The sequence below is a fragment of the Mycolicibacterium tusciae genome (genome assembly GCF_002086795.1).
Taxonomy (GTDB): domain Bacteria; phylum Actinomycetota; class Actinomycetes; order Mycobacteriales; family Mycobacteriaceae; genus Mycobacterium; species Mycobacterium tusciae.
In genome coordinates, this window is the sequence record NZ_MVIM01000001.1 from 385,437 (window position 1) to 410,073 (window position 24,637).

General features: G+C 66.0%; 30 protein-coding genes and 1 pseudogene. 9 read left to right on the forward strand and 22 right to left on the reverse strand.

The features are described 5' to 3' along the window. Window positions 1-13: 13 nt before the first annotated feature. Window positions 14-1,237 (forward strand): FAD-dependent monooxygenase, encoded by a 1,224-nt coding sequence (locus BST47_RS01815; protein WP_083123474.1) that lies wholly within the window; start codon window positions 14-16, stop codon window positions 1,235-1,237. A 5-nt stretch (window positions 1,238-1,242) separates the two neighbouring features. Here the strand turns inward: BST47_RS01815 and BST47_RS01820 are convergent. The 4 genes and pseudogenes from BST47_RS01820 to BST47_RS01835 form a co-directional block, all read right to left on the reverse strand. After that, window positions 1,243-1,485 (reverse strand): annotated as a pseudogene (locus BST47_RS01820) (hypothetical protein); the annotation flags it as partial. 44 nt (window positions 1,486-1,529) lie between these two features. Then, window positions 1,530-2,039: a transcription antitermination factor NusB gene (nusB, locus tag BST47_RS01825; protein ID WP_083123475.1), complete on the reverse strand. Its 510-nt coding sequence runs from the start codon at window positions 2,037-2,039 to the stop codon at window positions 1,530-1,532. Continuing rightward, on the reverse strand, window positions 2,032-2,595 hold the full coding sequence (gene efp, locus BST47_RS01830) for an elongation factor P (RefSeq protein WP_083123477.1): 564 nt from the start codon (window positions 2,593-2,595) through the stop codon (window positions 2,032-2,034). Before efp ends, nusB begins: the two co-directional genes overlap by 8 nt. Window positions 2,596-2,613: 18 nt before the next feature. Further along, window positions 2,614-3,708: an aminopeptidase P family protein gene (locus BST47_RS01835; RefSeq protein ID WP_083123478.1), complete on the reverse strand. Its 1,095-nt coding sequence runs from the start codon at window positions 3,706-3,708 to the stop codon at window positions 2,614-2,616. 33 nt (window positions 3,709-3,741) lie between these two features. On the opposite strand from BST47_RS01835, the gene BST47_RS01840 reads away from it, so the two are divergent. Together BST47_RS01840 and BST47_RS01845 are read left to right on the forward strand one after the other, a co-directional pair. Further along, window positions 3,742-4,290 carry a B-4DMT family transporter gene (locus BST47_RS01840; RefSeq protein WP_083123479.1) on the forward strand — a complete coding sequence of 183 codons (549 nt, stop codon included), beginning with the start codon at window positions 3,742-3,744 and terminating at the stop codon, window positions 4,288-4,290. 40 nt (window positions 4,291-4,330) lie between these two features. Then, window positions 4,331-5,230 (forward strand): hypothetical protein, encoded by a 900-nt coding sequence (locus tag BST47_RS01845; RefSeq protein WP_083123480.1) that lies wholly within the window; start codon window positions 4,331-4,333, stop codon window positions 5,228-5,230. On the opposite strand, the gene BST47_RS01850 is transcribed toward BST47_RS01845, so the two are convergent. Genes BST47_RS01850 through pcaH form a run of 6 tightly spaced genes read right to left on the reverse strand, consistent with a single transcriptional unit; the run spans window position 5,227 to window position 10,333 of the window. Beyond that, window positions 5,227-5,913, reverse strand: coding sequence for a 3-oxoacid CoA-transferase subunit B (locus tag BST47_RS01850; RefSeq protein ID WP_083123482.1), 687 nt, complete (start codon window positions 5,911-5,913; stop codon window positions 5,227-5,229). The genes BST47_RS01845 and BST47_RS01850 overlap by 4 nt on opposite strands. Continuing rightward, the gene (locus BST47_RS01855; RefSeq protein ID WP_083123484.1) at window positions 5,910-6,605 is read right to left on the reverse strand and encodes a 3-oxoacid CoA-transferase subunit A; all 696 of its coding nucleotides are present in this window, start codon (window positions 6,603-6,605) and stop codon (window positions 5,910-5,912) included. The genes BST47_RS01850 and BST47_RS01855 overlap by 4 nt, the downstream gene beginning before the upstream one ends. Beyond that, complete coding sequence (pcaDC, locus tag BST47_RS01860) at window positions 6,602-7,786, reverse strand: bifunctional 3-oxoadipate enol-lactonase/4-carboxymuconolactone decarboxylase PcaDC (protein WP_083123485.1); 1,185 nt, start codon at window positions 7,784-7,786, stop codon at window positions 6,602-6,604. Before pcaDC ends, BST47_RS01855 begins: the two co-directional genes overlap by 4 nt. Further along, window positions 7,783-8,985, reverse strand: a complete 1,203-nt coding sequence (locus tag BST47_RS01865; protein ID WP_083123486.1) for a lyase family protein — start codon at window positions 8,983-8,985, stop codon at window positions 7,783-7,785. Before BST47_RS01865 ends, pcaDC begins: the two co-directional genes overlap by 4 nt. Next, window positions 8,982-9,545, reverse strand: a complete 564-nt coding sequence (pcaG, locus tag BST47_RS01870; RefSeq protein WP_083123487.1) for a protocatechuate 3,4-dioxygenase subunit alpha — start codon at window positions 9,543-9,545, stop codon at window positions 8,982-8,984. The genes BST47_RS01865 and pcaG overlap by 4 nt, the downstream gene beginning before the upstream one ends. Next, window positions 9,545-10,333, reverse strand: coding sequence for a protocatechuate 3,4-dioxygenase subunit beta (gene pcaH, locus BST47_RS01875; RefSeq protein ID WP_083123736.1), 789 nt, complete (start codon window positions 10,331-10,333; stop codon window positions 9,545-9,547). The genes pcaG and pcaH overlap by 1 nt, the downstream gene beginning before the upstream one ends. A 71-nt stretch (window positions 10,334-10,404) precedes the next feature. On the opposite strand from pcaH, the gene BST47_RS01880 reads away from it, so the two are divergent. Then, window positions 10,405-11,154: an IclR family transcriptional regulator gene (locus BST47_RS01880; protein ID WP_083123489.1), complete on the forward strand. Its 750-nt coding sequence runs from the start codon at window positions 10,405-10,407 to the stop codon at window positions 11,152-11,154. Between the two features lie 28 nt (window positions 11,155-11,182). Here BST47_RS01880 and BST47_RS01885 read toward each other — a convergent pair whose 3' ends face one another. The 3 genes from BST47_RS01885 to BST47_RS01895 all read right to left on the reverse strand — a co-directional run bounded on the left by BST47_RS01885 (window position 11,183) and on the right by BST47_RS01895 (window position 14,184). Next, on the reverse strand, window positions 11,183-12,541 hold the full coding sequence (locus tag BST47_RS01885) for an MFS transporter (RefSeq protein WP_083123490.1): 1,359 nt from the start codon (window positions 12,539-12,541) through the stop codon (window positions 11,183-11,185). A gap of 9 nt (window positions 12,542-12,550) precedes the next feature. Further along, the gene (locus BST47_RS01890) at window positions 12,551-13,444 is read right to left on the reverse strand and encodes a shikimate dehydrogenase (protein WP_083123491.1); all 894 of its coding nucleotides are present in this window, start codon (window positions 13,442-13,444) and stop codon (window positions 12,551-12,553) included. Window positions 13,445-13,542: 98 nt separating this feature from the next. After that, complete coding sequence (locus BST47_RS01895) at window positions 13,543-14,184, reverse strand: TetR/AcrR family transcriptional regulator (RefSeq protein WP_083123492.1); 642 nt, start codon at window positions 14,182-14,184, stop codon at window positions 13,543-13,545. A 92-nt stretch (window positions 14,185-14,276) separates the two neighbouring features. Here BST47_RS01895 and BST47_RS01900 point away from each other — a divergent pair, with 92 nt between their 5' ends. Continuing rightward, the gene (locus BST47_RS01900) at window positions 14,277-16,103 is read left to right on the forward strand and encodes a bifunctional sugar phosphate isomerase/epimerase/4-hydroxyphenylpyruvate dioxygenase family protein (protein WP_083123493.1); all 1,827 of its coding nucleotides are present in this window, start codon (window positions 14,277-14,279) and stop codon (window positions 16,101-16,103) included. A gap of 6 nt (window positions 16,104-16,109) precedes the next feature. On the opposite strand, the gene aroQ is transcribed toward BST47_RS01900, so the two are convergent. Genes aroQ through aroC form a run of 4 tightly spaced genes read right to left on the reverse strand, consistent with a single transcriptional unit; the run spans window position 16,110 to window position 19,522 of the window. Then, window positions 16,110-16,574: a type II 3-dehydroquinate dehydratase gene (aroQ, locus tag BST47_RS01905; RefSeq protein ID WP_083123495.1), complete on the reverse strand. Its 465-nt coding sequence runs from the start codon at window positions 16,572-16,574 to the stop codon at window positions 16,110-16,112. Then, complete coding sequence (gene aroB / locus BST47_RS01910) at window positions 16,574-17,659, reverse strand: 3-dehydroquinate synthase (protein ID WP_083123497.1); 1,086 nt, start codon at window positions 17,657-17,659, stop codon at window positions 16,574-16,576. The genes aroQ and aroB overlap by 1 nt, the downstream gene beginning before the upstream one ends. Continuing rightward, window positions 17,652-18,299 (reverse strand): shikimate kinase, encoded by a 648-nt coding sequence (locus tag BST47_RS01915; protein WP_083123498.1) that lies wholly within the window; start codon window positions 18,297-18,299, stop codon window positions 17,652-17,654. Before BST47_RS01915 ends, aroB begins: the two co-directional genes overlap by 8 nt. After that, window positions 18,299-19,522 carry a chorismate synthase gene (gene aroC / locus BST47_RS01920; protein WP_083123499.1) on the reverse strand — a complete coding sequence of 408 codons (1,224 nt, stop codon included), beginning with the start codon at window positions 19,520-19,522 and terminating at the stop codon, window positions 18,299-18,301. The genes BST47_RS01915 and aroC overlap by 1 nt, the downstream gene beginning before the upstream one ends. Window positions 19,523-19,643: 121 nt before the next feature. Between aroC and BST47_RS01925 the strand changes: the two genes are divergently transcribed. The 4 genes from BST47_RS01925 to BST47_RS01940 are packed head-to-tail and all read left to right on the forward strand — an operon-like array spanning window position 19,644 to window position 21,791. Continuing rightward, on the forward strand, window positions 19,644-20,156 hold the full coding sequence (locus BST47_RS01925; protein WP_083123737.1) for a DUF1097 domain-containing protein: 513 nt from the start codon (window positions 19,644-19,646) through the stop codon (window positions 20,154-20,156). Continuing rightward, on the forward strand, window positions 20,153-20,890 hold the full coding sequence (gene nthB / locus BST47_RS01930; RefSeq protein ID WP_083123500.1) for a nitrile hydratase subunit beta: 738 nt from the start codon (window positions 20,153-20,155) through the stop codon (window positions 20,888-20,890). Before BST47_RS01925 ends, nthB begins: the two co-directional genes overlap by 4 nt. After that, window positions 20,887-21,507 (forward strand): nitrile hydratase subunit alpha, encoded by a 621-nt coding sequence (gene nthA / locus BST47_RS01935; protein ID WP_083123501.1) that lies wholly within the window; start codon window positions 20,887-20,889, stop codon window positions 21,505-21,507. The genes nthB and nthA overlap by 4 nt, the downstream gene beginning before the upstream one ends. Then, complete coding sequence (locus tag BST47_RS01940) at window positions 21,504-21,791, forward strand: nitrile hydratase accessory protein (RefSeq protein WP_083123502.1); 288 nt, start codon at window positions 21,504-21,506, stop codon at window positions 21,789-21,791. Before nthA ends, BST47_RS01940 begins: the two co-directional genes overlap by 4 nt. Before the next feature lie 35 nt (window positions 21,792-21,826). On the opposite strand, the gene BST47_RS01945 is transcribed toward BST47_RS01940, so the two are convergent. Genes BST47_RS01945 through BST47_RS01965 form a run of 5 tightly spaced genes read right to left on the reverse strand, consistent with a single transcriptional unit; the run spans window position 21,827 to window position 24,637 of the window. Beyond that, on the reverse strand, window positions 21,827-22,429 hold the full coding sequence (locus tag BST47_RS01945; protein WP_107528836.1) for a TetR/AcrR family transcriptional regulator: 603 nt from the start codon (window positions 22,427-22,429) through the stop codon (window positions 21,827-21,829). A 30-nt stretch (window positions 22,430-22,459) separates the two neighbouring features. Beyond that, the gene (locus BST47_RS01950) at window positions 22,460-22,951 is read right to left on the reverse strand and encodes a DUF3237 domain-containing protein (RefSeq protein ID WP_083123504.1); all 492 of its coding nucleotides are present in this window, start codon (window positions 22,949-22,951) and stop codon (window positions 22,460-22,462) included. Beyond that, a complete protein-coding gene (locus BST47_RS01955; RefSeq protein ID WP_234809541.1) occupies window positions 22,948-23,334 on the reverse strand; it encodes a nuclear transport factor 2 family protein in 387 nt (128 codons plus the stop codon). Before BST47_RS01955 ends, BST47_RS01950 begins: the two co-directional genes overlap by 4 nt. Window positions 23,335-23,380: 46 nt before the next feature. After that, entirely contained in the window at window positions 23,381-23,812 is a 432-nt protein-coding gene (locus tag BST47_RS01960) for a prepilin peptidase (protein WP_083123505.1), read from the reverse strand. Between the two features lie 9 nt (window positions 23,813-23,821). Then, the gene (locus BST47_RS01965) at window positions 23,822-24,637 is read right to left on the reverse strand and encodes a shikimate dehydrogenase (RefSeq protein ID WP_083123506.1); all 816 of its coding nucleotides are present in this window, start codon (window positions 24,635-24,637) and stop codon (window positions 23,822-23,824) included.

Consider the following 24,637-nt stretch of genomic DNA (forward strand, 5'->3'; position numbering starts at 1 on the left):
CTACGGTGTTGGCATGACCCAGCCCACGGTGGTGATCAGCGGCGCCGGAATTGCCGGGCCCGCACTGGCGTTCTGGCTGACGCGCAACGGATTCCGCGTCATCATCGTGGAGACCGGACCCGGGATCCGGCCCGGCGGCCAGACTGTCGACCTGCGGGGCGCCGGCGGCGATGTCGTCGAGCGGATGGGCCTGATGGACGAGATGGAGCGGCGGTCGCTGTTCCAGCGTGGCATCGCATGGGTGAAGTCCGATGGCAGCCGACGCGCGGAGATGCCCGTGACGGCATTCGACGGCAACGGCCCGGTCTCCAAGCTGGAGATCCTGCGCGGCGATCTGGTGGATGTGCTGTATCAGGCCACGACGGACACGGCGGAGTACCGCTTCAACACCCGAATCTCCGATCTCGCACAGGATCCCACCGGGGTCGACGTGACGTTGTCCGATGGCAGCACATTGAGGGTGGACCTCGTAGTCGGCGCCGACGGTCCGCATTCCGCGGTGCGGCGCTTGGTGTTCGGGCCCGAGGAACAGTTCGTCAAGCCGATCGGCGGCTACAACGCCTGGTTCTCGGCGCCGGACCGCATCGGCCTGGACTCCTGGTATCTGATGTATCAGGCACCGGGTGGTCTCAATGCCTCGATGCGGCCTTCACACGATCCGTCGATCGCGAAGGCGGGGTTGGCCTTTCAGTCGGAGCCCATTGTCTACGACCGGCACAACCTCGACGAACAGCGACAGATCCTTGTCGAGCGGTTCGCCGGCGCGGGCTGGGAATGCGATGCGCTGCTGGCCGCAGCGCAGGAAGCCGACGACTTCTACTTCGACTCACTCGCGCAGGTCCACATGCCATCGTGGTCTTCGGGGCGGGTCACACTGGTCGGCGACGCAGGTTACTGCGCCTCACCGCTCAGCGGCATGGGCACCAGCCTGGCTCTGGTCGGCGCCTACGTTCTCGCCGGCGAACTTGGACCAGCGGATTCGCTTGACGCCGAACACCTTCAGGCCGCGCTGAAGCGCTACGGAACTGTGATGCGGCCCTACGTCGACACCTGCCAGGACCTACCCAACAACATCGACCGGTTCGCACCTATGACGGAGAAAGAGATCGCGGACAATGCGATGGCGATGAAGTGGATGCAGCGCTGGCCATTTCGCCCCATCGCCGCCAGGGTGTGGTTCCAGATCGCCGATTCCATCGACCTTCCGGACTACGCCGCCGCATCGGCCGACGAGTAGCGGCACTACTCGATACAGCGCGAGAGCACCCGGCCGAACTGAAGCAGGCGCTGCATCTGGGCCAGACCGCCGTTGTCGACCGACTTGTAGTAGCGGAACGATTCGCAGTAGATGTCGGTCTCGGTCACCGACTTCTGCCGCGACCGGGTGACCAGTTGGGTGTACATCCGCAGTCGGACCTCCGAAAGCCTGCGGGTGCCGTCGTCAAGCGCCTCGTACTCGGTGGTGAGCACATGGTCGGTGATGGTCAGTCCATACTCGAGTACGGCGCCCAGTCCTGCGGTGCTCCCATTTACGTCCCTGCGCCCGAATCGCCCGTGCCCCGAACAGCTTCTGCAGCCGCCCGGATCTGCGGTGTCACCAACATCACCTGACCCAGCACACCGTTGACGAAACCCGGTGAGTCGTCGGTGGACAACTGCTTGGCGAGTTCGACGGCTTCGTCGACGGCGACCGGTTCGGGAACATCTTCGGCGTGCAGCAGTTCCCACACCGCCACCCGCAGGATCGCCCGGTCGACAGCGGGCAGCCGGTCCAGCGTCCAGCCCTGCAGATGCGCGGCGATCAGATCGTCGATGTGCGCGGTGTGTTCGGTGACCCCACGCGCCACCGTCACCGTGTACGGATTCAGCGGTGAAACGTCGGACTGCGTCTGAGACAGGGCGCTACGCGACTCGGCTACCTCCGCGGGCGTGATCCCGCGCGCCTCGGCTTCGAAGAGCAGGTCGACGGCGCGCTTTCTGGCCTGATGGCGGCCACGGTCGGATCGCCGGTTTCTCCCGTCGCCCCGGATGTCAGGCATTCACCCTTCCCAGGTAGCTGCCGTCCCGCGAATCCACCTTCAGCTTGTCGCCGGTGTTGATGAACAACGGCACCTGGATCTCTGCACCGGTTTCGACGGTGGCGGGTTTGGTGCCCGCGCTGGACCGGTCGCCCTGCAGGCCCGGCTCGGTATGGGTGACCTCGAGTTCGACGGTGACCGGCAGTTCGAGATACAGCGGCGCGCCGTCGTGAAAGGCGATCTGCACCGGAAGGCTCTCGAGCAGGAACTTGGCGGCATCGCCGACGAGCGACTCCGGCAACGGGTGCTGCTCGTAGTCCTGGGAGTCCATGAACACGAAGTCGGAGCCATCGCGGTACAGATAGGTGGCGTCGCGGCGGTCGACGGTGGCGGTCTCGACCTTCACACCGGCGTTGTAGGTCTTGTCGACGACTTTGCCTGACAACACGTTCTTGAGCTTGGTACGCACGAACGCGGGGCCCTTGCCGGGCTTGACGTGCTGGAATTCGATGATCTGCCACAGTTGGCCGTCAATCTGAAGGACGAGCCCGTTCTTGAAGTCGGCGGTCGATGCCACGGTTGATTGTTCTCCTGTTCAGAGGATCGCCAGTTCCTTGGGGAACCGGGTGAGCAAGTCAGGGTTCGGGTGTGAGTCACTGCCGACGACAAGCGTGTCCTCGATTCGGACGCCGCCGCGGTCTGGCAGATAGACACCGGGTTCCACGGTCACCGCGGAGCCAGCAAGCAGTGTACCGGCGGATGACGCGCTGATTCCCGGCGCTTCGTGTATCTGCAAACCGACCCCGTGCCCCAATCCGTGACCGAAGTTCTCGGCATATCCCGCGTCGGCGATAATCTGTCGCGACGCCGCGTCGACGTCGGAGAGCGTGACCCCGGGTGCGAGCGCCTCTCGGCCGGCCCGCTGCGCGGCCGCCACCAGTTCGTAGACGTCGAGCTGCCACTGGGCGGCCTGCGACAACACGAAAGTCCGCGTCATGTCGGAGTGGTAGCCGCACACCAGCGCCCCGAAGTCGATCTTGACGAAGTCCCCCGCGGCCAGCACCGCGTCGGTCGGCCGATGGTGCGGGATCGCGGAGTTGGGCCCGGCGGCCACGATGGTTTCGAACGACCTGCCGTCGGCGCCGTGATCCAGCATCAGCGCCTCGAGTTCGCGGCCCACCTCTTTTTCGGTACGGCCCGGACGCAACCCACCCCGCTCGATGAGATCGTGCAGCGCCGCATCGGCGGCCTCACACGCCAACCGCAACAACGCGATCTCGCCGGCGTCCTTGACCTCGCGCAACGCCTCCACCGTTCCCGAAGCCCGGACCAGTTCGGTCCTGTCTCCCGCGGCCTTGGCGAGCACGGTGAACATGTCGACGGTCACCACATGACTCTCGAAGCCGACGCGGGACAGTCCGTCGGCCGACGCACGCGCAACCAGATGCGGCCCGCAGGCCCGCTCGATGACTAGTTCGGCGTCGGGCGCCTGTTGCGCGGCCTGGGTGCGGTAGCGCCCGTCGGTGGCCAGCACCGGTGTCGGGTCCTCCGAGCGAATCAGCAGTGCCGCGTTGGACCCCGTGAAGCCGGACAGATATCGGACGTTGACCAGGTCCGATACCAACATGGCGTCCAGATCGTCGGCGACCAGTCGCTGACGCAGCCGGTCCCGGCGCTGTGAAATAGTCACGGTTGTTGAACCTACTCGCTAAGGTGTGGCCTCATGAGTAAGTGGTTGCTGCGCGGACTGGTGTTCGCGGCCCTGATGGTGATCGTGCGATTGCTGCAGGGAGCGATGATCAACGCGTGGGAGACCAGGGCCGGGCTGATCAGTCTCATTCTGGTGCTTCTCTACGCCGTCATCGTGTTCGTGTGGGGCCTGGCCGACGGCCGCGCCGACGCCCGCGCCAATCCCGATCCGGACCGCCGCGGCGACCTGTCCATGACATGGCTGCTGGCCGGCCTGTTCGCCGGCATCGTCAGTGGCGCCGTCGCATGGTTCATCCACCTCTTCTACAAGTCCCTCTACGTCGAGGGGCTGATCAACGAACTCACCACCTTCGCGGCGTTCACCGCGTTGCTGGTGTTCCTGATCGCCCTCCTTGGCGTCACCATCGGCCGCTGGCTCGTCGACCGCAACGCACCCCCGGTCACCCGGCACCGTTCCGGAGACGACGAGCGCGCTGACACCGACGTGTTCGCCGCTGTCAACCAGCCCGAGGGCGAGCGCACCGAGGAGTACGAGACGGTCGAGACCCGTCGCGACAAGTAGTCCTCGCGTCTTGTGACGACCTGAGCTCCTCAAGTCGAACGTGAATCCGGACGAATTCTGCACGTCCGATCAATGGAGCGTGCTGTCGTCCGCCGCGTCCCACTCCCAGTTCGCGGGCGTGCTCGGTGGCTTCCTGATCACCGCGATCGCCCTGCTGATGGACAAGAAGAGCCGCGAGAGCATTCACACGCTCGCGCTGTTCTCCTCCGCGGTGCTGATCCTGATGCTGTCCAGCTTCCTGTTCAGCCTGATCACCGGCAACCAGGTGCCTGACGAGGGCGATGCGCGCGGCATCTGCGCGATCGCGTGGACGCAGGGTGCGGTGTCGACGGGAATGCTCGCCGCGGGCGCGACGGCCCTGTTCGGCGGGCTGGGCTGGATGCTCGCAAGTCATGCGGTCAACAGGGTGTCCGAGCAAGACCCCGAGGACGTCGGCGCGTACTGCTTTCTCGCTGATCTGGGTGGCTGGCTGACATTTGCCGCGGCCATGACGACGACGCTGATCCTGTCCGAGACCGCCATCGACTATTTGCATTTCATGTACGGCCGCAGGCCCGAGATCTGGGTGACCGGCATCATCATCGCGACCGCCGCGCTGGTCATCGTTGCGGATTTCGTGCTTGTGTACGTCCGGACCAAGATGCTGCGCAGATCGTTGGCCGACAGCGGCGCACCGACCCGTCTGGCACTCCGCTCGATCAAGGTCGCCACCATAGCCACGTTAATTCTGGCGATCGGGGCGTCGTGGCTGGCGGTCAGCCTCGCCCGAATTCCCAAGACCTGGTTGACAGATCCGGCCGCCGGTCTGACCGCGTTCATCCTGATACTGACGTTCGTGCTACCCACGATCGTCTCGACAGCGATCTGCTACTCGGTGGCCAGCACCGACGAGCGCGCCTCCATCCGAGGAACTCGAGCCAAAGCAGCGCCGCGACGCTAGTTGAGCGGCACCGACATTCGGTCGGCCAGCGCTTTGACGGTGGATCCAAATGTCTCCAACACACGTATGCCGCCGTTGTCGCCGGAGTCGACAGCGAAGACCGCGTGGTCGGTGTAGACGCGGCTGACGCACCTGGTGCCGGTGAGCGGATAGGTGCACTGCGGCACCAGCTTCGCCTTGCCGTCCTTGGCGAACAGATTCATCATGACGAACACACTTTTCGCGCCGATGGCCAAATCCATGGCGCCACCGACCGCCGGAATGGCGTCGGCCGCACCGGTGTGCCAGTTGGCCAGATCGCCGTGCTGACTGACCTGGAATGCACCGAGCACGCATACGTCGAGATGGCCACCGCGCATCATCGCAAACGAGTCGGCGTGGTGAAAGTACGATGCGCCAGGGGTTTCGGTGACGGGCACCTTGCCCGCATTCGTCAGATCCGCGTCGATCTGATCACCGACCGCTTCCCCACCCATGCCGAGCATGCCGTTCTCGGTGTGCAGCACCACACCCGCCTCCGGGGTCAAGTATTCGGCGACCGTCGTCGGTTGTCCGATCCCGAGGTTGACGTATGAACCGGGCGGAATATCGCGGGCAATGACCGCCGCCAGTTCGCGGCGGTCGAGCGGACCGCGATCCAGACGCTCGACGGTGGTGGTACGACTTGGGATGTGGAGCGTCACGACGCCGCCTCCCTCATACGTCGGTCGGCCGAAAGGTCGAGGATGCGGTCCACGAAGATTCCGGGTGTGACGACGATTTCAGGATCGATGGATCCCGCTTCGACCACCCGGGACACCTCGGCGATGGTGAGCGACGCCGCGGTGGCCATCACCGGACCGAAATTGCGAGCAGTCTTGCGGTACAACAGATTCCCCGCCCGATCGCCGATATGGGCGCCGATGAGCGCGACGTCGCCCCGGATCGGGTATTCCAGCACATAATCTCGACCGTCGATGGTTCGGGTCTCCTTCCCTTCAGCAAGGGGGGTGCCGACACCGGTCGGGCAGAAGAACGCACCGATCCCCGCACCCGCCGCCCTGATCCGCTCTGCCAGGTTTCCCTGCGGAACCACCTCGAGGTGAACCTTGCCGGCGCGGTACAACTCGTCGAAGACATACGAATCCGTCTGCCGGGGAAACGAGCAGATGACCTTGGTGACGCGACCGGCGGCGAGCAGTGCGGCCAGGCCGGTGTCGCCATTGCCCGCGTTGTTGCTGACGATGGTGAGATCGGTCGCGCCCTGTTGAATCAGGGCGTCGATCAGTGTGGTTGGCATACCCGCCATGCCGAAGCCGCCGACGAGAACTGTTGATCCGTCATGGATGCCGGCGACGGCGTGCCGGGCGGCATCACAGATCTCGGTGCGGCTCATGACCTCTCCCCCTTGTCACTGTCGAAGCCCGGTAGTACGTCGGCCGCAATACGGAAGGCGGTGTTGGCATCCGGCACGCCGCAGTAGATCGCGGTCTGCATCAGCAGCTCCTTGATCTCGTCGTTGGACAGCCCGTTGCGCCGGGCGGCAATCAGATGCATCTTGAGTTCTTCGTGGTGTCCGCGCGCCACCAACGCCGTGAGTGTGATCAGCGAGCGGCTGCGGCGGTCCAGGCCCGGCCGCGTCCAAATTGCGCCCCAGGCATATTCGGTGATGAACCGCTGAAAGTCGGCGGTGAATTCGGTGGTCGCCGCGATGGCCCGGTCGACGTGCGCGTCGCCGAGGACCTCACGCCGAACCGCAAGCCCACCCGCGTACACCTCGTCGGTGGTGGCCGGAATCGGCGCGGTCGCCGCACGTGCGTGTTCGGCGATCAGCTGCGCGACTCGGTTCGGCGCTTCGGCGGGCGCGAGATGTCCCACCCCCTCCAATACGACCAAGCGCCCATCCTTGACTCCGGAGGCTATGCGCTGCAGGTGATCCGGTGGCGTGGCAATGTCGTGACTGCCCGCGACGGCAAGGACCGGTGTGCTGATCTCCGGCAGCCGGTCGGTGACGTCGAATCCACCCAATGCCTCACACACCTGCGCGTAGGAGCCGGCGTCGGCGCTACGCAGAGCATCGAGCAAAGCCGAGCTGGTGACGGAGTCGCGCGCCGCGAAGCCGCTGGGGAACCACCGCTGCGTCGCGGCGGCGATCAGAGTCTCGGTTCCCGACGCGCGGACGGTTTCAGCGCGTTCGGCCCACGCGTCCGGGGTGCCGATCACCGCGCCCGTGCACAGCAGAGTGGCCGACGCAACACGGTACGGGGCATCCAACATCAGTTGCAGCCCGACGCAGCCTCCGACCGAATCACCTGCGTAATCGAATGATTCGCGGGTGAACTGGTCGGCAAGCGCCAGCACGCCTGCGGCGAGTTCGGCAAGGGTGAAGGCGTCCGTGATTTCGCCGCGGCCATGCCCTGGAAGGTCCCAGCCGACGACGCGCCATTTGTCAGTCAGTTCGGCTGCGGCCCGGCTCCACAAGGTGGTGGCAGAGGTGCCGAGCGATGGCCCGAGAAGAAGCAACGGGGCGGTGTCCCGCCCGCCGAACTCGGTGGCGACGATGCGCGGGATACTCATGGCACGTCCTTGAGGTAGTGACCGGCCCGTTGCAGCGCGGAGTCGACGAGCTGTTCGGCAGCGCCGAGGTATTCCGCTGCCGGACCACGTCCGGTCAAGTCCGCCATCGTCTGCTGCTCGGCTAGTACGCCGTCGCCGGCTGCGGCCAGATTCGCAGTCGCGCGGGTCGCGTCGATCTGCAATCCGGTGAGGAGTTCGGTCGTGTGGGCGGCGGCGACGACGGTGCGCCGCGCCAACGTCCGCAGGGTCGCCCATTCGGCATGCCATGCGCCGTCGGAACGTTCGTCGACGGACATCGCCGATGCGGTGTGCAGCGTGGCGGCCAGCGACCCTGTCGTCATCGCGGTACGGCGGATCAGCACCGAGCGCACCGGATTGTTCTTGTGGGGCATGGTCGATGACTTGCCCCCGCTCGCCTCGGCGAGCTCACCGATCTCTGGCCGACTGCCCGTCGCGACGTCGCTGGCGATGTATCCCCACGCGTCGCAACAGCCGACCAGCCCGTCGCCGATCCGGGTGATTGCAGATCGCGAGGTGTGCCACGGTGGCGCCGGAGCCAGCCCCAGCGCACGTGCCATCGAGTCACCCAGTCGGATCGCATTTTCCGCCGATCCGCTCAGCTCAACGGCGGCAGCCAGGGTTCCCACGGCACCCCCCGCCTGGACCGGCACCCGCAACTCAGCCAGCGGTTCCGCTGCATCCAGCACCGCGCACAGCCACCGGGCTACTTTGACGCCCGCGGTGCTCGGCAGCGCGGCCTGTGTGAGTGTCCTCGCGAGCATCGGTGTGGCACGGTGCTTCTCGGCGAGGTGCGACAGCGTTCGCAGCTGCTCAGCAAGTTCCTCGCGGATGCGAGCGAGCACATCTCGGATGCAAACCATCAGCGCGGTGTCGACGACGTCCTGGCTCGTCAAACCGCGATGTAGCCACTGCGCGGTTGGCTGGGCCGCACGGGCACGCAACAGCCCAACCAATGCGCCGACCGGGTTGCCGTCGACATCGGCGTCTTGCGCGAGTGGCTCGAGGTCGCCTTCGGTGACATACCCACGGAGTTCGGTCCGCGCAGACTGCGGCGCGATTTCGGCATCGACGAGCGCATCCAGCCACGCTTGTTCGACCGCGACCATCGCGTCCAGGAAGGCGCGATCGCTCATCAGATTTCCCGCGCGATGGTCGCCGGGCCAGAACAGGTCGGTCACGGCCGATGCCCCGGATAACTGAGGAAGACGGTCTCGTCGTCATCGCCCTGGAGCTTGATGTCGAACTTCAGACCCGTCTCTTCGCGAGTCGCGATCAGGGTCTGACGGCGATGCGCGGGAAGCGAATTCAGTAGTGGATCGTTCGCGAGCTGATCACCGGGCAGGTACGCGCGGGTGAACAGACGATTCAGCAGTCCGCGGGCGAACACGGTGACGAGGATGAAGGGTGCCGCGCCCGGAGCCGACGCGCCGGGCAGCACGGTGGAGAAGCTGTAGCGGCCCGCATCGTCGGTGGCGGCGCGGCCCCAGCCGGTGAACGTCCAGCCGTCGCGGCGCAGCGAGCCGGTGGCGGAGGGAATCTCGCCGTCGGCGTCGGCCTGCCAGATCTCCAGCAGCGCATCGGGAACCGGGTTTCCGGCCCCGTCGGTTACCAGGCCGTGGAACTGGATGGCGCCGGGCGAGCCGGGCGGCACGAGTTCGTTGCAGCGTTCGAACGGCAGTGCATAGCCGTAGAACGGGCCAACTGTCTGTCCCGGGGTCGCGGTCAGCAGTGTCGACATCAGCGATCGGCTCCTTGGGCGACGGGAGTTCGGCTTGACCCGGTCAGCACGATGTCCCACCGGTAGCCGGTGGCCCACTCATGGGTGGTCACGTCGTGGTCGTAGGTGGCGACCAACCGATCGCGCGCCTTCTGATCGGTGATGGACTGATAGATGGGGTCGAGGGCGAACAGCGGATCACCGGGAAAGTACATCTGGGTGATCATGCGCTGCGTGAATTCGGTTCCGAACAAGGAGAAGTGGATGTGGGCAGGCCGCCACGCGTTGTGGTGGTTCTTCCACGGATAGGGTCCGGGTTTGATGGTGGTGAATCGGTAGTTGCCGTCGTCGTCGGTGAGGCAACGGCCTACGCCGGTGAAGTTCGGGTCGATCGGCGAAGGATGCTGGTCGCGCTTGTGGATATAGCGCCCGCCCGCGTTGGCCTGCCAGATCTCCACCAATTGGCCGCGCACTGCCCGCCCGTCACCGTCGACGATCCGCCCTGTCACCACGATTCGTTCGCCGATGGGCGCGCCGGTGTGCTGGATCGTCAAATCGGATTCGAACGGATGGACGTCGCGCGCACCGAAGCACGGTGTCCACAACTCGACGCCTTCAGGATCGACATGCTGCAGGTCCTTGGTCGGGTGGCGCAGCACGCTGCTCCGGTACGGCGCGTAGTCGAGTCGCGGCTGCGTCTCCTCGACGCCCGATCGCTGATAGGCCGACTCGATCGCGGCGATCTCGCTGCTCACCTCGGCCTGACTCGCCGAGGCACTGTCCGAGTTGACGGTGGGCGTAGCTGTCATGGTGCGCACACTATCCATCTCACATGGGGGTCGTGAAGACTAGAATTTCGCTCAGCGGAAGGATCAGGGAAATGGCAGGCAACACCTCGACACCCGGAGTGACCGTCGCTATGCGTTTGCTGTCGATCATCGCGGCTTTCGACGAGCAGCACCGCAGCCTGGCCCTGTCGGAGCTTGCTCAGCGCGCGGGCCTGCCGGTGCCCACCGCGCATCGGCTCGCGGCCGAACTGGTGGCCGGCGGTGCGCTCGAGCGCCGGACCGACGGGCGCTTCGAGGTCGGCAGGTTGTTGTGGAGTGCAGGTCTGCTGGCGCCTGTCGAAGGCAGGTTGCGCCAGGTTGCCGAGCCTTTTCTGCACGACGTCTACGCCGCGACCATGGCCACGGTGCACCTGGCGATTCGCGAAGGCGCAGAGGTGCTCTACCTCGAGCGGATGATGGGCCGCGCGTCCGTGCCGATCGTCAGCAGCGCCGGTAGCAAGCTGCCCATGCACTGCACCGGGGTCGGCAAGGTCCTGCTCGCGCATGCGCCGAAGGAGATCCAGGATCAAGTGTTTGCCAGCCTTACCCGCGTCACACCCTTTACGATTGTCGCTCAGCCCGTCCTCGCGGGGCAGCTCGAGCGGGTCCGCCGAGACGGCGTGGCGACGACGAACGAAGAGATGTCGCTCGGTGCGTGTTCGCTGGCCGTTCCCGTGGTCCGGGCGTCGGACGGCACCGTGGTGGCGGCGATCGGCGTGGTCGTGCCGAACCTCAAGCGCGATCGGCAAAGGCTGCTCGGTGCCCTGCAGGTCGCCGCGCGCGGCATCGGCCGCTTGCTGTGACATACAGGGCACCACGTCAGCTACCCCCTCAGCGATCGACGAGTTGTCGCGCCGAATCGGGAACCTTGGTGCCCAGCAGGGCGGTCGGCACATCCTTCGTCTCCCGCGCCGTCAGCGCGGCAGCACTGGCGATGAGGCAGACCACCGCGGTGAAGATGCTCGTCGCCACCCAGCCGCCTTCACTCACACCACCGAGTGCGGTGACGATCGCCGGCGCGAAACCCGCCACCAGGAAACCTAATTGGGTGCCGATCGCGAGTCCGGAGAAACGGACCTTCGTGGAGAACATCGCGCCGTAGAACGATGGCCAGACCGCGTTGGCCGCGGCATAGCCGAACGAGAAGGTGGCGATCGCCAACGCGAACATCAGTACGTCGTTGCCACTGCTCATCGAGAGCAGATAAAGGGGCATCAGCGCCGCGGAGGACAGCGCACCGTAGATGAAGACCGGCTTGCGCCCGATGCGGTCGGCGAGCTTGCCGAACATCGGCTGAGTGCCCAGCGCCACGACGTTCGCGACCACCACCAGCCACAGCGTTTCGTCCGCGTTCAGGCCCATCTTCTTGCCATAGGCGATGGCGAGGTTGGCGAACACCGTCGAGACGGCGGCGATGAAGGCGCAGAAGATCACTCGCAGAACATCGCGCCAGTGATCCCGCAGCAGCGGCTTCAGCGGCATCCGGGCGATGGTGCCGGCGGCTTTGGCCTCGGTGAATTCCGGGGTCTCGTGCAGACGGCGACGGATGAAGTAGGCGACCACGACCACAACGGCGCTGAGCCAGAACGGGACGCGCCAACCCCACGAGAGCAGGTCATCGTCGGGCAGTGCCACGACGGGGATCACCACAAGTGAGGCCAGAATCAGGCCGCCCTGCGTGCCCGTGAGAGTCCACGAGGTGAAGAACGCCCGCTGGTTATCTGGCGAATGCTCGAGCGTCAGCGAACTGGCGCCGGCCTGTTCGCCCGCGGCCGAGAACCCTTGGAGCAGACGGCACGTCACCAGGAGTATTGGTGCGAGCACTCCGACCGACGCATACGTGGGCAGACAGCCGATCGCGAAGGTCGACGCGCCCATGAGGAGCAGCGTGAACATCAACACGTTCCGGCGTCCGATCCGGTCGCCGAAGTGCCCGATCACGAACGCCCCCACCGGCCGCGCGATGTAGGCGACCCCGAGCGTGGCGAAAGACTGGGCCAGGGCGACCGTCTCGTTGCCCTCGGGGAAGAAGATCTTCGGAAAGACCAGCGCCGCAACGAAACCGAAGACGAAGAAGTCATAGTACTCGACGGCGCTGCCCATGAAGCTGGCCAGCGCGGCCTTTTTCGGCGTGCGATCAGGCGCGCCTGCGGGCACCCCATCGGGTGCATTGCTGTCGATGACGCTCATGGGTTCCTCCTAGTTTCCTTCTGAAGTGGTGCTGACCGTCGGGAATTCGTCGGCAAGGCTTCGGAAATGTCGCGACATGCGAGCGGCGTCCGGGGTGATTCCGGTGATCAGCTCGAATGCGGTAGTGGCCTGGTGCACGGCCATGTGGCCACCGTCGAGTGTTCGGCAACCGACCTCGCGCGCCGCCGTGAGCAGCGCGGTGTTCAGCGGCCGATAGACGATGTCGGCGACCCACAGCCCGGGGTGCAGCAGTCCCGCATCGAACGGGAGGCCCGGATGGTCGGCCATACCCGTCGGCGTGCAGTGCACGACACCGTCGCTCACCGGCAGCAGCACCGACAGCTTGTCGAACTCCGAAGCCTCCACGCGTGCACCGGGGTGCCTGTGCGCCAACTCGCGAGCCAGGGCGGTGGCTCGCTCGACGTCGAGATCGACGACGACCAGGTGCTCAGTGCCGATATCGAGAAGCGCGTGTCCAACCGCGGCACCTGCCCCGCCCGCGCCGACGAGGGTGACGCTGTCCGTGGCGGCGCCGGGCAAACCCTCACCGAACCCGGTCCCGAAGCCAGGAGCGTCGGTGTTGTAGCCGACCGTGCGGTGCGGCTCGAACACCACGGTGTTGACCGCTCCAAGTGCGGCGGCGCCGTCGTCGAGTGCGTCGAGGTGTTCGATCACCAACCGCTTACAGGGATGGGTGATGTTGAGCGCGTTGTAGCCGAGCGCGCGTGTCCACTCCAGAACCTCGCCGATGCGTTCGGGCGCGATGCCGGCGGTCCTCAGGTCGATGGTCCGGTACACATAGTCGAGGCCGTTCGCGCGTGCCTCGGCCATGTGCAGCGCCGGTGTCAGCGACGGGCCGACGCCCTGGCCGACGAGGCCGACGAGATATGGGCTGGAACTCACAATGCACCGTCCTGATTAATGTACTAACTAGTACGTACGCTAAGTAGAGCACTGTGGTGCGTGTCTCGTCAAGGACTACGAGTGACGGAGGTCTCTGATCAGCGGGAGGTGAGCCAGCCGACGACGACGTCGCCGATCATGCGTCGTAGATGTGCACGCTGCGCGACCTCGGTGAAGTCGACATCGAAGAGGAACCCGAACGTGTAGCGGTTGGCGACTTGGAAGACGCAGTACGCGCTGATGACCAGATGGACGTCGAGGGCGTCCACGTCGTCGCGGAAGACGCCCTGCGCGTGGCCTCTGGCCAGGATCTGGTCAAGCAGGGAGGTGGCCGGCTGCGCGAGCGAGCGCAATGAATCGAGGCGACTGATGAACTGGCCGCGGTGAATGTTCTCGATCGACACCAGCCGGATAAACGCCTGGTGATCGAGGTGATGATCGAACGTCAGCTCAGCCAGTCTGCGCATCGCCACGACCGGATCCACGTGGTCGACCTGCAGCCGTTGCTCGGCTTCTCGAATGCCGCGGTAGGCATTCTCCAGCACCGCCATGTAGAGCTGTTCTTTGCCGCCGAAGTAGTAGTAGATCATCCGCTTGGTCGTGCGGGTGCGCTCGGCGATGTCGTCGACGCGGGCGCCCGAGTACCCGGACTCGGCGAAAACCTCCGTCGCGACCGCGAGCAACTCCGCACGCGTGCGTTCGGCATCGCGCTGCAGCTCCGGGCGGGACTCGGCGGTCACCTTCGGCAGCTTACTTGTACACGCGCGCCATTCACCGGAACCTCTTCCATACTAATTAACTAATTGGTACATTAGGGTCGAATGGAGGCACGATGAAGACGTCCATCGCCACGGTCTCGATCAGCGGCTCGCTCACCGAGAAATTGCATGCCTGCGCGGCGGCCGGATTCGACGGTGTGGAGATCTTCGAACCCGACCTCATCGCCAGCGATCACAGTCCCGAGGAGATCCGGAGTCTGGCCCGGCGCCTGGGCCTGTCGCTCGATCTCTACCAGCCGCTGCGCGACATCGAGGGCGTCGACGAGACGACGTTCGCCGAGAACCTCCGTCGCGCCGAAGCCACCTTCGTCACGGCGCGACGGTTGGGCATCCAGACGGTCCTGGTGTGCAGCAATGTCGCCACCGCCACCGTCGACTCCGACGAATGCTCCGCCGGCCAACTTCGCCGATTGGGTGACCTGGCGCAGACATTGGACATCAAGGTCGCGTTCGAGGCGCTGGCATGGGGGCGTTTCATCGACGACTACCGACGTGCCTGGCGCGTCGTCGAACTGGCCGATCACCCGGCGGTCGGACTGTGCCTCGACAGCTTCCACGTCCTGTCCCGCGGTCACGACACCTCGGCGATCGAAACCATCCCCGGCCACAAGATCTTCTATCTGCAGCTTGCCGACGCTCCAGCGTTGTCCATGGACGTGCTGTCCTGGAGCCGGCACCACAGGCTTTTTCCCGGTGAGGGCGACTTCGACCTCACGACCTTCGTATCGCGTGTGCTGGCGGCCGGATACGACGGACCGCTGTCGTTGGAGGTCTTCAACGACACGTTCCGCCAGACCGACCCGGACCGGACCGCGGTGCACGCACTCCGCTCGCTGGTATGGCTTCAGGACAAGCTGGCCACGAAGTTGACAGCGGCGGATCACACGCGATTGCGTCCGGTCACAGATGCCAAGCCTCCCAATGGCTTTGACTTCGTCGAGCTGAAGGCCGAGGACACCACCGAGATCGAAGTCCTACTCGAGCAACTCGGTTTCACCCCGCGTGGCCGCCACCGGACCAAACCGGTGTCCCTCTGGGTCGCAGGCGAGGCGCGCGTCATCCTCAACGAGCAGCAGGCGCGGGATCTGGAACCGCAGGTCGCCGCGATCGGCCTCCAGGTGCCCGACGCCGATGCGACCACGCGGCGGGCCGAGGACCTGATGGCCGCGCCGGCCTATCGCCGCACCTACGCCTCTGAGCAGCCGATGGGCGGCGCGATCGCGCCGGACGGGTCCGAGATCTTCTGGGTCACCGCGCCGCCGACCGGGCTGCCACCGGCGTGGGTCGACGAGTTCGAGAGCGGCATGCCCCCCGACACCGACACGACGGTGCGTGCCATCGACCACGTGAACTTCTCACAACCCTGGCAGACCGCCGACGAGGCGGTGCTTTTCTTGACGAGCACCTTCGGGCTCACCGCCGAAGTGCCGACCGAGGTGGCCGCCCCCACCGGGCTGGTGCGCAGCCAGGTCATGCGCACCGTCGACGGCGCGGTTCGATTGCCCCTCAACGTCGCCCCGCAGGTGCTGGACGACTCCGGCATGCCTCAGCACATCGCCTTCGCATGCTCTGACGTCTTCGCGGTGGCACGCCGCGCCCGTGCGCGCGGGTTGCCGTTCCTGTCGGTTCCCGACAACTACTACGACTATGTCGCGGGCCGTTTCGGCGTGGCAGCCGACGCGGTCGCAGCGCTGCGCGAACTCGACCTGCTCTACGACCGGAGCCCCGACGGCGAGTTCATCCACTTCTATACGCGCACGGTCGGCTCGGTCTTCTTCGAGTTCGTCGAGCGACGCGGCAACTACGACGGCTACGGCAGCGACAATGCTCCCGTCCGGCTCGCCGCCCAACGGGCAGGACGCTTCAGCTCGCGGCGATGACCCGGCCTATGTGGCGCCGGCGATAAAGCGCAGCGCCGCCAGGTAACCCTGAACACCCAATCCGGCGATCACTCCCGTCGCGACGGCGCTGATGTAGGAATGGTGGCGGAACTCCTCGCGGGTGTGCACGTTCGTGATGTGTACCTCGATCAGCGGTGCCCGCAGCTCCGCGCACGCATCACGGAGGGCAACCGATGTGTGCGTGAGAGCCCCGGCGTTGAGGATCACCGGATCTCCGGCATCAGCCGCAGCATGAATCCATCCCAGCAGGTCGGCTTCGCTGTCGCTCTGTCGCACAATCGCTTTCAGCCCGAGGTCTTCGGCTTCGCTCTCGATCTGCGCGACCAATTGTTCGTGGGTGGTGTTTCCGTACTTCTCCGGCTCGCGGCGGCCGAGCCTGCCGAGGTTGGGCCCGTTGAGCACGAGGACGGTTGACGGTCGCTGAGGTTCTTCGTGCGGCACGTCGGTCATCACTGCGCCCCCTTTCCGATCACCGAGTACGCGGCCGCGAGGAGCGACGGATCCGGCCCCTCCAGGCGACCCGGCTTGCCAAGTCCGTCGAGTACGACGAAACGCAACACACCGGCGCGGGTCTTCTTGTCGCCTGCCATGTATTCCAGCAGCTGAGGCAGCGCGTCGGGGTCGTATTCGACGGGTAGACCCAGCGCCGTCAGCACGGTCTTGTGCCGGTCGGCGGTGTCGTCGTCCAGGCGGCCGGCCAGCCGGCCCAGCTCGGCGGCGAACACCAGACCCACCGATACCGCTGCGCCGTGGCGCCATTCGTAGCGCTCGCGTCGCTCGATGGCGTGGGCAAGTGTATGACCGTAGTTGAGGATCTCGCGCAGCTGGGACTCCTTCTCGTCGGCCGCGACGACCTCGGCCTTGACGGCGACCGCACGCCGGATCAGCTCGGGCAGCACGGTGCCGCTCGGATCGACCGCGGCCTCGGGATCGGCTTCGATCAGATCGAGAATGACCGGGTCGGCAATGAATCCCGCTTTGACGATCTCGGCCATTCCAGCGACGAGTTCGTTGCGCGGCAACGTTTCCAGCGTCGCGATGTCGACGATCACCGCGGCGGGCTGATGGAACGCACCGACGAGGTTCTTGCCGGCATCGGTGTTGATACCGGTCTTGCCGCCGACCGCGGCGTCGACCATGCCGAGCAGGGTGGTGGGCACGTGCACGATGTCGATGCCGCGCAACCACGTCGCCGCGGCGAAGCCGGCGACGTCGGTGGCCGCTCCCCCGCCGAGGCTGACGATCGCGTCCTTACGGCCGACGCCGATGCGACCCAGCACTTCCCAGATGAACCCCAGAACCGGTAGGTCCTTACCCTTCTCGGCGTCGGGAATCTCGATTCGATGTGCGTCGATTCCCTTGTCCGTCAGTGCTTTCCGGATGACCTCCGCGGTCTGCGCGAGCGTCGGCTGGTGCAGGATGGCGACCTTGTGCCGCCCCGCCAGGGTGCGTTCCAGCTCGCCGAGCAGCCCGGTCCCGATGATCACGGGGTACGGCGGATCGACGTGCACGTCGACGGTTACCGGTTCACTCATGGGGACCCGCAGCTCTCTTGGCCGCCAGTTCCGCGGGCGACGGGGGCGCCTCGGTTGTCGGGGCCGGTGTCAGCGTCGTGGGACTGCGACGCCATGGTGGACGACGCCGGCGCCGGTGCTGGCGCGACGTCTCGGAATTCTCCAGCCGGTCCACGATGTAGCGCACGACCGCGCCCGGGTTGCGACGGTTGGTGTTGACCCGCATGGTGGCGACCCGTCGATAGAGCGGGACTCGCTGCTGCATAAGCGCTTTGAACTTCTCTCCACGGTCTCCACCGGCCAGCAGCGGCCGCACCGTGGGGCCGTTGGTGCGGCGCACTCCCTCCGCGGCGTTGATCTCCAGATAGATGACGGTGTGACCGGCCAGGGCGTCGCGGACACCCTCGGTAGTGACGGCTCCGCCGCCAAGTGACAGCACGCCGTCGTGGGTTTGCAATGCCGACCGGATCACGTCCTCTTCGATGCGACGGAACTCGGCCTCGCCGTCGGTGGCGAAGATGTCGGCGATGGTGCGGCCGGTGGTCTCCTCGATGGCGACGTCGGTGTCCAGCAGCGCTAGGTCAAGCGCCTTGGCCAGCCGACGGCCGATTGTCGACTTGCCCGATCCGGGCAACCCGATCAGCACTGCTTTCGGTGCCATCAGCCCGACGCCTGAACCGGCTGCGAGGACGGTTCGCGCTCCGCGACTGCGCGCAGGTAGTTGTCGACGTTGGCGCGCGTCTCGGCCAGCGAGTCGCCACCGAACTTCTCCAGCGTCGCCCGCGCCAACACCAGCGCCACCATGGTCTCGACGACGACACCGGCCGCGGGCACCGCGCACACGTCGGAACGCTGGTGGATGGCGACCGCCTCGTCACCGGTGGCCATGTCGACGGTGGCCAGCGCGCGCGGCACGGTCGAGATCGGCTTCATCGCGGCTCGCACCCGCAGCGGCTGCCCGTTCGTCATCCCGCCTTCGAGGCCGCCGGCCCGATTGGTAGAACGCATCACACCGTCGGCACCGGGGTACATCTCGTCGTGGGCCACACTGCCGCGGCGGCGCGCGGTCTCGAAGCCGTCGCCGATCTCCACACCCTTGATTGCCTGGATGCCCATGACCGCGCCGGCCAGTTGGCTGTCGAGGCGGTTGTCACCGCTGGTGAAGGAGCCCAGGCCGACGGGCAGCCCGTGGACGACCACCTCGACGATTCCCCCGAGTGTGTCACCGTCCTTCTTGGCCGCCTCGATCTCGGCGATCATCGCGTCCTGCGCTGCTTCGTCGAACGCACGCACGGGGCTCTCGTCGATGGTCGCCAGGTCCGAGAACTGCGGCGGTGGCCCGTCATACGGCTTCGACGCGCCGATCGAGATGACGTGCGACAGCACCTCGACGCCGAGCGTCTCGCGCAGCAGTGCCCTCGCGATGGTGCCGGCGGCCACCCGGGCGGCCGTCTCGCGCGCGCTCGCCCGCTCCAGAACAGGCCGGGCGTCGTCGAAGCCGTACTTGAGCATGCCCGCGTAGTCGGCGTGGCCGGGCCGGGGCCGGGTCAGCGGGGCGTTGCGGGCGCTGTCCTGCTCGAGCTCGGACTCGTCGACCGGATCGGCCGCCATCACGGTTTCCCACTTGGGCCATTCGGTGTTGCCGATCTCGATGGCGATCGGGCCACCGAGCGTGACGCCGTGCCGGACCCCGGCGAGCACCGTGAACTGGTCTTTTTCGAACTTCATCCGAGCGCCGCGGCCGTAACCCAGCCGCCGCCTGGCCAGCTGGCCAGCGATGTCGTCGGAGGTCACGTGGATGCCGGCGATCACGCCTTCGACGACGGCCACCAGAGCGCGGCCGTGGGATTCACCAGCTGTAGTCCATCGCAACACGCGTCCCATCTTCCCATAGCGCAGTGCCCGCGATTTCGGTGCGCATACGCTCGCTGAGCAGTCGTTTACGCACCGAAATCGCAATATGGCGGTGACAGCCGGGAAATACGGCGGCGCGAACCTACTTTTCATGGATTCAAGATCCGCGTTGACGCTGAGCATCGGGGCGCTCGGCGGGCTGGCGGTGGCCCTGACCGCCGAGGTCATCACCGTCCCGATTTGGGTGGTTTTCCTGACGTGGGCGTCGTTCTTCTTCGTCGGCGGCGGAGTCACCGGATGGGTGCGATCGCTGTCGAGCAACCTCGTCGGGGTGCTGATCGCATCGGCCAGCCTGTACGCCGCCCACCTGCTGGGCGGCGGCCTCTGGGTGACCGCACTCGCCGTCGGCGTCGGCAGCGCCGTGATGGTCCAGGCGTCATGGGTGCCCCTGCTGTCCACGACACCCGCGGTCGTCGTCGGGTTCGCGAGCACCGTGTCGACGGTCGCGGGAACCGGCAACACGATCACCGTGACGTCCGTTTCGCATCCGGGGCTGGTCGCGGCCATGGCGTGCCTACTCGGTGCGTCGTTCGGGCTGCTGTCGGAATACGTCGCGAACGTCCTCACCCGTGCACCCGCGAAGGAAGGCAGCCCGGCGCAATGAAACTCCAGCACTATCTCGGCGGTCTCGAAGGACTCCCCGAACCGCTGAATCTCGAGAAGCGTGTGTTCGTCGAGGACTGGGAGCAACGGATCTTCGGTATTCACGTCGCGATGATGGGGTTGTCCAATCATCTCGGGACGGCGTTACCGCAGTATCCGATCGACGACGTGCCGACATCGTTCAAAGACGAGTGGACGTGGGCGAGTCTGCGTACCGGCGCGGAGGCGATGAACCCGTTCGATTATTTCAAGTTCCGCTATTACGAGAAGTGGCTGGGCGGTATCACCCAGTTCCTCATCGACCAGGGCTACGTCACCGAGGACGAGTTATCCTCGCGGCAAGCCGAATTGGCGGCCGAACAGGCGCCGCCTGCTGCGGAACCGGAAGCCGCGATCGACGATCAGGTGGTCGAATACCTGCGCAAGGGCGATAGCCCGCGCCGCGACGTCGCCCATCCCAAGTTCGCCGTCGGTGACCGCGTCCGGATCACCAATGTGCCCGCCGCCGCCCACACCCGCTTGCCGGGCTATCTACGGAAACGCGAGGGCACCATCGAGCGGATATTCGAAGGCGACTACGGCTATTTCGTCCACACCGGAGACGGCATCGGTGATCCGATGCCCATCTACATCGTCGCGTTCAGTCCCGACGAACTCTTCGGCGAACGCGCCGAGCCCGGAGCGCTGACCATCTACGCGGAGCTGTTCGAGGCATACCTGGAAGGAGTCCAATGAGCGACCAGTTCGCTTACCCCCCAGACCGTGAGGCCGCCAGCGCCGCCAAAGTCGCTGCGCTGGAATCACTTCTGATCGAGAAGGGCGTGATCACCGGGCAGACCGTCGACAAGGTGCTTTCCTACTTCGAGTCGGAGATGACGCCGCTCAACGGGCGCAAGATCGTGGTGAAGGCCTGGACTGATCCCGACTTCGCCGCCCGCGTCGTCGTCGACACCCCCTCCGCGATCGCCGAACTGGACCTGCCCGAGGGCATGGCGGGCGCCGAGGGTGAGCACTTGCAGGCCGTCGCGAACACTCCCGGAATCCACAACCTGATCATCTGCACGCTCTGCTCGTGCTTCCCCTGGCCGGTGCTCGGGCTGCCGCCGTACTGGTACAAGGATCCTGTTTTCCGGTCCCGGGCCGCACGCGAGCCGCGCAAGGTTCTCGGCGAGATCGGCGTCGACCTGCCCGCCAACACCGAGATCAAGGTGTGGGACAGCAGCGGGCACTCACGGTGGTTCGTCATTCCCGAACGCCCCTCCGGCACCGAAGATTTCACCGATGAGATGTTGATGGACCTCGTGACCACGGAATCCATGATGGGCGTGGCGCTGGCGGGCCCGGTGTCATGACGCTGCACGAGACATGCACGACCGACCAGGCGGCCCCGCAATTCGAGCACGAGTGGCAGCGGCGCGCCTTCGGGCTGGCGTTGGCGCTCTCGGAGTTCGGTCACTACGAGTGGAGCGATTTCCAGCAGAGCCTGATCGAAACGATCAGCCGGTGGGAGAACACACCGCAGAGTGAGCGCGGCGACTGGGAGTACTACGACCACTGGGTCACCGCACTGACCAAGGTGGTCGACGACCACCACCTGTTGACCAATCCGATGATCGCGAACGGCGACGACCATTAGCGGCCGGCCACGTCGATCCTGGTTTAGCGCTGCCGTCAGGTGATGGCGAGGCTGTCCAGGACGCGACCGATTTCGGCGACGGCCTGCCGTTGGGCCGTCTTCTGATCATCGGCCCGGGCGACGATCATGGCCACCTCGCAGGTCGCACCGAAGAGGAAGTGGGCGAGTGGGCCCGGCGGTCTCCGTTCGATGCGGCCGGCATCGACGGCACGAGATATCGCGAGCTCCATCAAGTCCAGCAACGGGGCCTCCAGCCGTCGGATGCCATCCCAGCCGATCGCCGCGGGCGCATCCAGCAGGACTATGCGCTGTACCCCGGGGTCAAGACACTCGTCGAGGAACGCGGCGCTCGCCGCCTTGAACGCGTCCCAGGGGTCCTTCTTGCGTGAGTACGCCGCCACGAGCGGAGCCGTCACGTGTTCGATTTCGCGGCTGAACACGGCTTCGAACAACTGGCGCTTGCCCGCGAAATGGTGGTACACGGCACCTTTCGTCACACCCGCACCGGCCGCGACCGCGTCAAGGGATATCGCGTCGTAGCCGTCGCGGGCGAACAGTTCGCGCGCGGCCTCGACGAGCGCTGCGGTTGTCGCCTCGGTGCGCTCCGCCTGCGTGCGTCTGGCCGGCCCTCTTGCCACGGGCCGACCATAGTCGAACATCAAGCCGGGTCACAGCACCCGATAGATGCGGTAGTCGATGTGGTTGGGAGATAGGACGTTGTAGCCGACGGTGACCAGTCCCGACAGCCACCCATAGCGTTCGTCCGCGGTCTCGAACGTCGGCGTGGTCCGGACATACGTCTCGTCGAACCCCAGCACGTCACCTGCGGCCAGCCGATCGAGTCCATCCGCGGGCACGTTGATGACTCCGCGCGCCTCATAGTGGATCAGCACGCCATCATGCGTCTTGAGCGTGGCGCGAACGTCGACGCGTCCGACTCCGTCGCTCCCGACCATCAGCCAGTCTCCCCCGCCGGGCAAGATCTCCCCCCGCAATTTCGGCCCGTCGATGACGCCGCCGGTCGTGATGAACGTCATCCTGGTGCCGACGTGTGTCGTAATCGGTTGTGCTGGTTGAAGATCAACGTGCATGTCGAACAGGTGCTCAACCGGTAGTGCGTCGATCAACGGCAACTGATCGACCGGCGTCGCGGCGGTCACGGGGCCACCACTTCGAGGGCGGCGTGCAGCTGCATACCGTCGACGAAGGTGTCCTTGCGCGCGACGAGCCCGTCCGGCGATACGTTCACGACGTCGAGGCAGTCGAATCGGACGTCGCCCGATATCAGTGCCCAGTCGAGGATCCAATGGTCCTTGCCGAACAGCACCCGGTAGGTCTCCCACGTGAGATCGGGGAATTGGGCGAAGATTTCGGCGAAAGTGCTGCGCACCGCGTCGCGACCGACGACGGGGTCACCACCCATGTGCATCCAGAATTGGGTGTCGGCCGTGTGCAGGGCCGCGATCGCATCCGGATCGTGGGCCGCCCACGCGGCGAAGTATCTCTCCGAGATCACCTTGAGGTCGAGCTTCATCATTTGCATACTCGAAGTATGCATTAACCTACCATGAGTATGCAAGGTCCTCGCGTCACAGCAGGACGAGAGCGGTGGCCGCGGACGCGGCCGCACACATCGAGGGGCCATGCGGCACAGTCCTTTCCGCGCTTAACATCCGGATAATGACCGCCAGACCAGCCGTCAGAAGCGGCGCCGCGACCGCGGCGAGCGACCACACATCGACACCGAAAGCACCCGTCAGCGCCCCGATCCCGATCGCGAGCTTGACGTCGCCGGCGCCCATGGCCGCCGGGGCGATCAGATGCACGGCGAGGTAGATCGCGAAAAGCGATACCGCGCCGACCAGCGCCGGTGCGCCACGCCCTGTTGCCGCAGCCCACATCAGGATCGCGAGGGCGCCGGGCACCGTCAGCCAATTGGGCAGCCGCCGCTCGCGAATGTCGAACCAACTGAGCCAGGCAAACCAGGTCAGCACACAGACGCCGACCGTCTCCGCCGCCATTCATCGAGGCTAGCGTCCGTTCAGGGCGGCCCTCATCGCATCTTTCGGCGCAGGCTGACCGGTGAACTGCTCGACCTGGGCGAAGGCCTGATTCAGCAGCATCTGCAAGCCGCTGATAACGCGTCCGCCCGCAGCTTCGACCGCGGTGGCCAGCGCTGTGGGCCAGGGATCATAGATCGCGTCGAGCAGCACGGGCGCAGGCGCCAGCGTGGGCACATACGGCGCCACCGCGTCCGCGGGCACGGTGTTGACCATGACGTCCACGCCGGCCACATGCGCCGCCAGGTCCGCGCCATCGATCGCGCACCATTGCGCCCTGACACCGGATTTCGTTGCCAGTTCGATGAACGGGGCTGCCCGTTGCGCATTGCGCGCCACCACCGTGATGTGTTGCACACCCAGTGCGGCCAGGCCGACAACCACCGCCGGGGCGGTGCCGCCCGCCCCCAAGACCATCGCTCTGCCCGACGCCTCACCCAATGCGCCGGTGACACCGTCGATATCGGTGTTGTCGGCGCGCCATCCGGTAGGTGTCCGCACCAGGGTGTTGGCCGAGCCGACCAACTCGGCGCGTGCCGTGCGTTCGTCGGCGAATTCGAGGGCGGCGAACTTGCCCGGCATCGTCACCGACACTCCCACCCACTCGGGGCCGAAACCGCCTACCAGGTAAGGCAATTGCTCGGCGGCGCATTCGATCCGCTCGTACGTCCAATCGTGCAGACCCAACGCGCGATAAGCGGCGAGATGCAGCTGCGGCGACCGGGAATGCGCGATGGGTGACCCGAGCACCGCGGCCTTACGGGGACCGCCGCCAGCCGACCTCAT

Bases quoted from the DNA above. Each gene is read 5' to 3' on its own strand.
- BST47_RS01880 (WP_083123489.1), top strand. From the start codon at position 10,405: ATGGCAGGCAACACCTCGACACCCGGAGTGACCGTCGCTATGCGTTTG.
- BST47_RS01885 (WP_083123490.1), bottom strand. From the start codon at position 12,541: ATGAGCGTCATCGACAGCAATGCACCCGATGGGGTGCCCGCAGGCGCG.
- nusB (WP_083123475.1), bottom strand. From the start codon at position 2,039: ATGCCTGACATCCGGGGCGACGGGAGAAACCGGCGATCCGACCGTGGC.
- nthB (WP_083123500.1), top strand. From the start codon at position 20,153: ATGAAACTCCAGCACTATCTCGGCGGTCTCGAAGGACTCCCCGAACCG.
- pcaDC (WP_083123485.1), bottom strand. From the start codon at position 7,786: ATGAGTATCCCGCGCATCGTCGCCACCGAGTTCGGCGGGCGGGACACC.
- BST47_RS01815 (WP_083123474.1), top strand. From the start codon at position 14: ATGACCCAGCCCACGGTGGTGATCAGCGGCGCCGGAATTGCCGGGCCC.
- aroQ (WP_083123495.1), bottom strand. From the start codon at position 16,574: ATGACCGACGTGCCGCACGAAGAACCTCAGCGACCGTCAACCGTCCTC.
- BST47_RS01840 (WP_083123479.1), top strand. From the start codon at position 3,742: ATGAGTAAGTGGTTGCTGCGCGGACTGGTGTTCGCGGCCCTGATGGTG.
- aroC (WP_083123499.1), bottom strand. From the start codon at position 19,522: ATGGGACGCGTGTTGCGATGGACTACAGCTGGTGAATCCCACGGCCGC.
- BST47_RS01915 (WP_083123498.1), bottom strand. From the start codon at position 18,299: ATGGCACCGAAAGCAGTGCTGATCGGGTTGCCCGGATCGGGCAAGTCG.
- pcaG (WP_083123487.1), bottom strand. From the start codon at position 9,545: ATGTCGACACTGCTGACCGCGACCCCGGGACAGACAGTTGGCCCGTTC.
- BST47_RS01955 (WP_234809541.1), bottom strand. From the start codon at position 23,334: ATGCAAATGATGAAGCTCGACCTCAAGGTGATCTCGGAGAGATACTTC.
- BST47_RS01940 (WP_083123502.1), top strand. From the start codon at position 21,504: ATGACGCTGCACGAGACATGCACGACCGACCAGGCGGCCCCGCAATTC.
- BST47_RS01960 (WP_083123505.1), bottom strand. From the start codon at position 23,812: ATGGCGGCGGAGACGGTCGGCGTCTGTGTGCTGACCTGGTTTGCCTGG.
- BST47_RS01965 (WP_083123506.1), bottom strand. From the start codon at position 24,637: ATGAGGTCGGCTGGCGGCGGTCCCCGTAAGGCCGCGGTGCTCGGGTCA.
- BST47_RS01855 (WP_083123484.1), bottom strand. From the start codon at position 6,605: ATGAGCCGCACCGAGATCTGTGATGCCGCCCGGCACGCCGTCGCCGGC.
- aroB (WP_083123497.1), bottom strand. From the start codon at position 17,659: ATGAGTGAACCGGTAACCGTCGACGTGCACGTCGATCCGCCGTACCCC.
- nthA (WP_083123501.1), top strand. From the start codon at position 20,887: ATGAGCGACCAGTTCGCTTACCCCCCAGACCGTGAGGCCGCCAGCGCC.
- BST47_RS01925 (WP_083123737.1), top strand. From the start codon at position 19,644: ATGGATTCAAGATCCGCGTTGACGCTGAGCATCGGGGCGCTCGGCGGG.
- BST47_RS01900 (WP_083123493.1), top strand. From the start codon at position 14,277: ATGAAGACGTCCATCGCCACGGTCTCGATCAGCGGCTCGCTCACCGAG.
- pcaH (WP_083123736.1), bottom strand. From the start codon at position 10,333: ATGACAGCTACGCCCACCGTCAACTCGGACAGTGCCTCGGCGAGTCAG.